The following is an 8,022-nucleotide window of genomic DNA, read 5'->3' on the forward strand; positions in this document are numbered from 1 at the left end:
ATAAAGTAAATCTTCATTCTTAAATTATTTTGCACCAAAAGTTAGTTTATAATTGAGTGTTTGATTCAAAACAAATTTCGTAAATTGACCTTAAGCTTAATTCAAAATAAACTAACTTGGCACCGTAAATGGTATATTCAATTTGAATTTATTTACAACTTTAAAAAAAAAGAACTTTGTTTTCAATGAAAAGCATTCTCACATTTATATTCTTCAGTTTATTAATATCCTCATGCGCTGCTCAAAAAGTGCAAAGCGGTGCCTACAACACCATGTTGAAATCTGTACTCAAAAATGATGTTCCAGAGCTCACCGTTCAACAAGCTGACAGCATTAAGCAAGTAAATCCGAATGTTGTTTTCATTGATACACGTGAGAAAAGAGAATATGAAGTAAGTCACCTCAAAAACGCTGTTTGGGTTGGATATGATGACTTCGACTTAGCTAGAGTTCAAGAAATAGATGAAAACACTAAAATTATTGCCTACTGCTCTGTAGGAGCCAGAAGTGAAAATATAACTCGACAATTAATTGAAGCAGGATACACCGACGTTAGCAACATGTACGGAAGTATTTTCGAATGGGTGAACGAAGGCAAACCAGTTTATAACCTCGAAGGAGAAGAAACGATGAGGGTTCACGCCTACTCTAAAAGTTGGGGCGTTTGGTTAAAGAAAGGCGAAAAGGTTTATGATTAGAGAAATTTTCTAGTCTTATTTACAACTAATTAGATCGTAATTATTCTCTTTTTTACAGTACAGCCTATTTATAGCGTTGCCGCGAGCTTTTAGCTCGTGGTCGTTATAAATAGAATTACGAAGCGATAATCTCCTTTATTAGTAGCGATCTATAAAAGTAACTGTACAACCACTACTCCATTAACCAAGCCTTCTTCACCACAATAATCTAACGCACTGCTATATAAATAATCCTCTGCGTTGGTTACCATTCCTTTTTTCAAAGGATTATTGTGAATATAATTAATCTTTTGGGTTATTACCTTATTACTCCAAAGTTCAATTGGCATATTATCTTGTTGCCAAAATTGAAAATTCTTGACATTTGATCGATATTCTCCATGACGTCTAAAAGTTTCCATGAACAGTTTTCTGTTTTTCTCTTCATAATTTTCGTTTATCAACTTAACGATTTGCTTACTAGTATGCGTTTTAAATTCTCCAAGCAATCTCCCAGGAGTTATTTCAGTCGTGCTCCGGAACACCAAATGAACATGAGTAGGCATGATAACCCAAGCGTAAATTTCCATTCCTTTCTCTCTTTGACAATAGTTTAAATTATCAACTAGAATATTTTTGTATTTATCTTGATCGAAAACATTCAACCATTCTACAACAGCAAAGCTTACAAAATACGGTGCATTTGGATTGTGGAATCTATAATTTCTACTCATGTGATTTAGCTTGGTAAATATAAGATAGTGAAATAGTTGGGATTTATATAAATTGTTTTTAAAAAATCTTTAGCCTTTCGAAATAAGTTAATATATACCAAGACCACGAGCTACAAGCTCGCGGTAGCTTGGTATAAATTAACTTTAACTAAACTGTAGAAATAACTTTTGGGTAAAAAAAATTATAAAGTACTAATAGTTAAAACAGTAATATTATTTATTGCGCTGCCGCGAGCTTGCGAAAACGTTACATATCAACTCATCGAAGCCGGTTATACCGACGTTAGTAATATGTACGGAAGTATTTTCGAATGGGTAAATGAAGGCAAACCAGTTTATAACCTCGAAGGAGAAGAAACGATGAAGGTTCACGCTTACTCTAAAAGTTGGGGCATTTGGTTAAAGAAAGGTGAAAAGGTTTATGAATAATAATTATTCTCTCGAGATGTAATATATTACCAGATTATGGTTGATTCAATATTTTGTATTAAGTCGTTTTTTGATCCAATACTTGACCTAATTAAAAGACAAAAAGAATGTTCTCCTTCAATGAAAAAGGTATAAGTTCTTAGTTGCATACCGTTTTTCATGGTATGATGAAATATTAAGGAGTTATCATTGAAATTATAAGTCATTTCCCTGTCTTCTTCGAATAGTTTTGATACCTCATAATCTGTTGAAATAAAAAGTTTTTTAAAAGAAGTACCTATTATTGATTCAAAATACTCAATACTACTAGAACTTTTTTTTACTTTTTCACCATCAATCTCATCTTTCTATTGAATAAAAAAGATATCCATACGTAATCCTAAAGGATCTGATTTATAACTCCAAAATCCTGGTTTTTGAACATTTTGCTTTTTCCAAAATGAGGTATCAATTAAGAGTTTTTTTGAATAAGATTCCTGTTGGATTAAAGTATCAAAGTAATTCTCTTTAAAACTACCATCAATATCTATTTGACCTAATATTTTTTGAGAAAAAATTATAATTAAAATTGCTAAGTAGATTTTGTTTTTCATTTCAATATTTGTTTCCTTAATTTCTTTGGTTTACTTAAATTATACTAAATAGTAGCTTGAAAACAAAACAACTCTTAGTTTCAACAATGCAGTAATTTGGTTTCATTCTTCAATTCATAAAAGTACTATATTTTCAAAAATCTACCACTACTGTATCGAAAAGCTTTAAATATTAATATCTACTCCAAAGGGCACATACAGTTTATAGCACTTCCTCACAAGGTAGCTTGGAATAGTTAACTTATGATTAAATATTAATCTCTATTTTTTAAGGTACAATACTATTTACGCACTTCCACGCAAGGTGGCTGAGCTTGCCGAAGTCAGCTCGTGGTGAGCGATAAATAAACTCCCGAAGCCTAAACAAATTTCCCCATTTTCTAAAATTCCTAATTCTCAATTCGTAATTGACTCCCTATTCTCCCCAACAAATACAAATTATGTTCTACCACCAAAACATCATTCTCTTCTGCGAGTTTTTCTAAAATTTCAAATAATAAATCTATATCTGAATAATGTAATCCCACACTTGGTTCGTCTAGGATGAACAACTGATTTGCAGGTTCGCCCTGCAGCCAATTCAATAACAATAATCTCTGTTTTTCTCCTGATGATAAAGATTGAACACTTTGCTCCAAAGAAAGGTGTCCAAGGCCGATTTCTTCTAATTGATTGAGGTATTTAGACGTTTTTGAAGATATTTTATATTCAGAAAACCAATTTTTAATCTCTGAAAGGTTTAATTTCAATATATCAGCAATGTTTTGAGAATCCACTTGAAACTCTAAAATATAATCTTGATAACGCTTTCCTTCACATTCTTCACACTTTTCAATTGAATTTGCTGCGATGTCTAAACTTGTCTCAATGAAGCCTTTTCCTTTACAATTGGGACATTGACTTGATTTCGTTTTGTAAGAAAAGTCCTTTGTTTTTAACCCTGTTTCTTTTGCGAATATCTTGGTTATTTCATTCAAAACTCCTAGATAATCAACCAGCAGAGTGGCTGCGTGGGTTCTTAATTTCTTTGATTCAAAATAATGAACTCCTTCGTACTTTTTGGGTAGTTGGAACTTATTACAATTCACAGGTGTTCCTGTTTCAATACTTGGAATAATAATGTCCTTCACCAAGGTTGTTTTTCCAATTCCTGATTTTCCTATGATGGCTGTAATTCCGCCAACTGGAATTTTTAAAATGTCTTTTACAAGTGTATGTTTCGCTAAATCACGAATTAAAATATGTTCTTTTCCGGGAGTTAATTCCACAGGATGAATTTCATTTTTCAAGAAAGGATGACAATCTTCTTGCTGAAGTAAATTACTAGGTAAACCTTGATAAGTAATTGTCCCTCCGTATTTTCCTGATTTCGGACCTAATTCAATAAGATGATCAGCTGCAAGCATAATTTCCTTGTTGTGTTCAATTACTAAAACTGAATTTCCTTTCTGAATTAACTCTTTTAAAATCTGAATCAAGTCAGGAATATTGTCATTTGATAGTCCTGCTGATGGTTCATCGAGTAGATAAGTAATTCCAGTCAGAGGATTATTTAATTGTTTAATGAGCTCAACACGCTGGTTCTCGCCACCGGAAAGTGTTGCCGATTTCCGTGTCAACTGCAAGTGATCAATATGCAATTGTTTCGCTTTATTTATCGTCTTCAGAATATGTGGTCGAATCTGATCAATTAACTTTCCATCAATGTCTTTATTTTCATTGTTTGTCGCCAACCAATTACCTAATTCTCTAAAATTCATTGACTTGATATCAAAAATCGACTTCCCTGCTATTTTTACAGCTAATCGCTCTTGTTTTAGGCCACATCCTTGACAAACGCTGCATTCTCTCAAAGTTAAAAGCGATTGCAAATTACTGATGTTCTTGTTTTTTCGTGTTTTGTAGAATTCTTCTTTTAAATATTCGAAAATTCCTTCCCACTTCATGGAAATTGCTTGACTTCCCTCACGTGTCTTGGTTTTGAAAATCCAATTCGTATTCCAAATTTCCTCTCCGGTTCCTTGCAAAACAATGTCTTTTTGTGATTCAGAAAGCTCATTAAATGGCGTGTCCAAGGAAAAACCATGTTCCTCTCCTACTTGCTTTAGAATTGCCATGTATTGACTTCCAGGATTACCGTAGTAATCTAGCGCTTTATTGTGTTCAAAAACTCCATCAGCAATGCTTAGATTTGAATCGATTACAACTTTATCAATGTCTGGCAGTAATTCTTGTCCAACACCTTCACAAACTGCACACCTTCCCAACTCATGGTTATTTGAAAAATGACTCGCAGATAAATCCTCTCCTGAAAATTGAGATTTCCTTGAAAAAGCAAAACGTAAGATTTGATCAATCCCAGTTTGTTTAGCGATATCCGAACGTTGAGAATAACTTGTTTGTTTTCGGGTGATACAAATTGTTGGCGTTAATCCTGAGATACTTTCAACATCAAACTGAAAACTCGTTCCAACTCTCGATTGTTGATAGCTAGAAAATTGTTTACTCATTTCCTGCAATCCGTAACCATGCAATGTATCAATGATTAATGAAGATTTACCCGATCCTGAAATTCCAGTAACAACTGATAATTTATGCTTCGGAAAATCTAAATTGACGTCTTTTAAATGATGTGTTCTTGCTCCTTTAATTGATATAATATCACGATTTTGCGGAACTTCATCCTTGAATTCAACCACATCTACTTTCTGTGAATTTTCAATTAACACATCACATTCTGATTGAAAAAGCTCATGATTTTCAAAGCAAATTATTCCTGCTGTACTGCTTTTTAATTGATGCAAAGCGGTGATTAACTGGCTAACATTCTCCTGATGTAAACCAATACTCGGTTCTTCAAGCATCAGAATCGTTTTAGGTGATTTCTTCGCAAAATGCTTCGTCAATTTCACACGTTGCGCTTCTCCACCTGATAATGTGTTTGAAGGCTGGCCCAACTTGATATAGCCCAATCCTAACTGAATCATTAAGGACAAGACATCTGTGATTTTCTTCTCCGTGGAAAAAAACGTAAAAGCTTCATCAATACTTAAATTATAAATTTCTGAAATGTTCTTCTCATTCCATTTAACCTGTAAAACCTCATTTTTAAAGCGTTTCCCATTACATGTCGGGCATTTCTGGTTGATATTCCCCAAAACACTCATCGAAAGCGTAATCACTCCAGCTCCTTCACATGTTTCGCATCGCCCAACTTTATTGTTAAATGAAAATGCTCCTTTTGCTAATTTCAGTTCTTTTGCTTTGGGAGTTTTTGCTAACAAATCTCTTATTTTATCCGCAATACCAGTATAAGTCGAAGGATTACTTCTCGGCGTTTTTCCAATGGGTTGATCTGAAACCCTAACACTATTTAATTCATTTTCTGAACAGAATTCCTCGATTCTATGAATTAAATGGCTTGTTTTTCTGGTAATTACAGTCAACTTTTGAAGGGCAGGTTGAAATGAATCTTCTAACACTAACTGTGGTGAATGTTTAGATGGAATTTCATTTGCTTTCAAAGCCTTCAAGGTAGGACTCGTTAACTCTTTCGAATTAAGAAAAGCTTCAACTGTGCCGTTGTAAACCACTTCTCCTCCATTGATTCCCGATGCTGGACCTAATTCAATGATCCAATCGGCAGATTTAATAAAGTCCAAATCATGTTCGACAACCATTACCGTGTTCCCTCTCAAAATCAATCGATTCAAGATATGAAGCAAATAGCGTTGATAAGCTGCTGAAAGTCCAATTGATGGTTCATCAAAAACATAGAGAATCCCTTGTAAATCGGTATTTACCTGATTAACCAACTTGATTCTTTGTGCATCACCTGAAGAAATGTCGAAACTTTCAGTACTCAGTTGATATCCGCCCATTCCCAAGCGAATCAAATCATACAATTGAATTCTAATTTTATCTACCAGTACTTTTTCACCATCATTTAAGTATTTTATTTCAAGCTTTTCATAGAGTTCTACTAATGAAAAATTCATCCAAGAATCAAAATTAAATCCTTGCCATTTATACCTTAAATGCGCTGCTTTAATTCTCGCTCCATGACAACTTGGACACAATCGAGAACTCACGAATTTCAAGATATTCGCATTTCTATCGCGTTTAAGAATGTCATTCATAATCGGAAGCATTCCTTTGTAAAATCCTTCTTCACGTGGTTTGGCTTTTAAACCTGTCCACTTTAAACGAGATTCAATACTGTGTTTTCCATAGAAAACTTTGATGCGATCACTTCCATTTAGGACCACATCCTTTTGCTCGGCTGAAAGTTCTTTCCAAGGAATATCTACACTGAATCCGTGCGCTTTACACAACTTATCAAGCTCTTCAACTGTCACTTGAGAATAAACGATATAACCATTTGGTAAAGTGGTAACTATCGCTCCTTCTCTCAATGTCTTATTTTCGTCACCAACCAACTTTTTCAAGTCAATAAATTCCTCTTGTCCAATACCATTACACACCTCACAAGCACCTCTTGGATGATTATACGAGAACAGAGATTTACTCATTTTATGGTCAGCAGAATAACGTGCAAAGAGAATTCTAAAAATCGGGGTCAGTTCGGATAAAGTTCCAAAAGTGGTATTCGTAGATTGAAATCTTTTGGACTGCTCCACTTTAATTACCGGAGGAAGATCTTTAATTTCATCCACTTCGGCCGTTGGAATAGCCAAACCATTCTGTTGATTATAAGCCGGCAAACTCTCCAAAAAATAGCGATATCCTTCATTAGCAATAACACCCATCGCCAAAGAAGACTTCCCCGAACCAGACAATCCTGTTACGACAATTAATTGATTCTCTGGAATCTCTAAACTAATGTTTTTAAGGTTATTTTGATGAGCGTTTACTATTTGCATAGAAGTTCTATTTTTTATCGATAAAGATAGAAAGAATGAATGCTTGGACAAGAATCGAAGTTGTAGTGTTTCACCTTTCACCTCTTTTGCTCTTGAGCAAAAGCTATTGATCTGGTACGGACGTTTTGCAAAACGTCCGCTACAGGCCATTTGAATTCAACCCCAACTTGAGGTCGAATTTTGCGACTTCAAGATTCCCCACTCTTTTTCATTCAGTTGGAACATTATCAGGATAATAGTTAAGATTCTCTAATGAAAGACTTTTGATCCAATTAAATAACTTCTCATTTTCAAATAAATGGTTTGAATCGTCATTAAAAGAAAACTGTTTTTTATTATTCATCAAAAGTGACATTACAATTTTACCATGGCTAAATACCTCTATTACTAATCTTGTATCCATATAATCTTTCATATTGACCAAATCATTAAATTCAATATTAGTAAATTGCTTAAGAATTAACAAAGAGTCCTTTATAATACATATATGAACAAATTCTTTGTCAAAATTCTTGACATCATACTCATCTAAATAGATAATTGGTTCAACAATATTTAAAGGAATATAAGTAATTTTGATACTGTCTAATTTAAGACAAATTTTCTGCCCAAAAGTATTGAAACTTATAACAAATAAAATTAAACACAGTGTTTTCATGATATGATTATTAAACAAAATAATATGTGCCTTGTACCCCCCCCCCCC

At 33.7% G+C, this 8,022-nt stretch carries 6 protein-coding genes; 2 read left to right on the top strand and 4 right to left on the bottom strand.

Features of this window, described 5'->3' with window-relative positions:
* Positions 1 to 185: 185 nt before the first annotated feature.
* Positions 186 to 698 carry a rhodanese-like domain-containing protein gene (locus tag C6368_RS05925; RefSeq protein ID WP_107038265.1) on the top strand — a complete coding sequence of 171 codons (513 nt, stop codon included), beginning with the start codon at positions 186 to 188 and terminating at the stop codon, positions 696 to 698.
* A gap of 149 nt (positions 699 to 847) precedes the next feature.
* Here C6368_RS05925 and C6368_RS05930 read toward each other — a convergent pair whose 3' ends face one another.
* Positions 848 to 1,411 (bottom strand): REP-associated tyrosine transposase, encoded by a 564-nt coding sequence (locus C6368_RS05930; RefSeq protein WP_107038266.1) that lies wholly within the window; start codon positions 1,409 to 1,411, stop codon positions 848 to 850.
* A gap of 291 nt (positions 1,412 to 1,702) precedes the next feature.
* Between C6368_RS05930 and C6368_RS17260 the strand changes: the two genes are divergently transcribed.
* Complete coding sequence (locus C6368_RS17260; protein WP_159038468.1) at positions 1,703 to 1,840, top strand: hypothetical protein; 138 nt, start codon at positions 1,703 to 1,705, stop codon at positions 1,838 to 1,840.
* 347 nt (positions 1,841 to 2,187) lie between these two features.
* Here C6368_RS17260 and C6368_RS05940 read toward each other — a convergent pair whose 3' ends face one another.
* The 3 genes from C6368_RS05940 to C6368_RS05950 all read right to left on the bottom strand — a co-directional run.
* Entirely contained in the window at positions 2,188 to 2,433 is a 246-nt protein-coding gene (locus C6368_RS05940) for a hypothetical protein (protein WP_107038268.1), read from the bottom strand.
* 389 nt (positions 2,434 to 2,822) lie between these two features.
* Positions 2,823 to 7,316, bottom strand: a complete 4,494-nt coding sequence (locus C6368_RS05945) for an ATP-binding cassette domain-containing protein (RefSeq protein WP_107038269.1) — start codon at positions 7,314 to 7,316, stop codon at positions 2,823 to 2,825.
* A gap of 208 nt (positions 7,317 to 7,524) precedes the next feature.
* On the bottom strand, positions 7,525 to 8,022 hold a 498-nt coding region (locus C6368_RS05950; RefSeq protein WP_234369093.1), incomplete at its 5' end, for a hypothetical protein.

This window comes from Brumimicrobium mesophilum, assembly GCF_003025005.1.
GTDB classification, from domain to species: Bacteria; Bacteroidota; Bacteroidia; order Flavobacteriales_D; family Crocinitomicaceae; genus Brumimicrobium; species Brumimicrobium mesophilum.

Coding starts and splice junctions, on each gene's coding strand:
- C6368_RS05945 (WP_107038269.1), bottom strand. CDS start 7,316: ATGCAAATAGTAAACGCTCATCAAAATAACCTTAAAAACATTAGTTTA.
- C6368_RS05930 (WP_107038266.1), bottom strand. CDS start 1,411: ATGAGTAGAAATTATAGATTCCACAATCCAAATGCACCGTATTTTGTA.
- C6368_RS05925 (WP_107038265.1), top strand. CDS start 186: ATGAAAAGCATTCTCACATTTATATTCTTCAGTTTATTAATATCCTCA.
- C6368_RS05940 (WP_107038268.1), bottom strand. CDS start 2,433: ATGAAAAACAAAATCTACTTAGCAATTTTAATTATAATTTTTTCTCAA.
- C6368_RS17260 (WP_159038468.1), top strand. CDS start 1,703: ATGTACGGAAGTATTTTCGAATGGGTAAATGAAGGCAAACCAGTTTAT.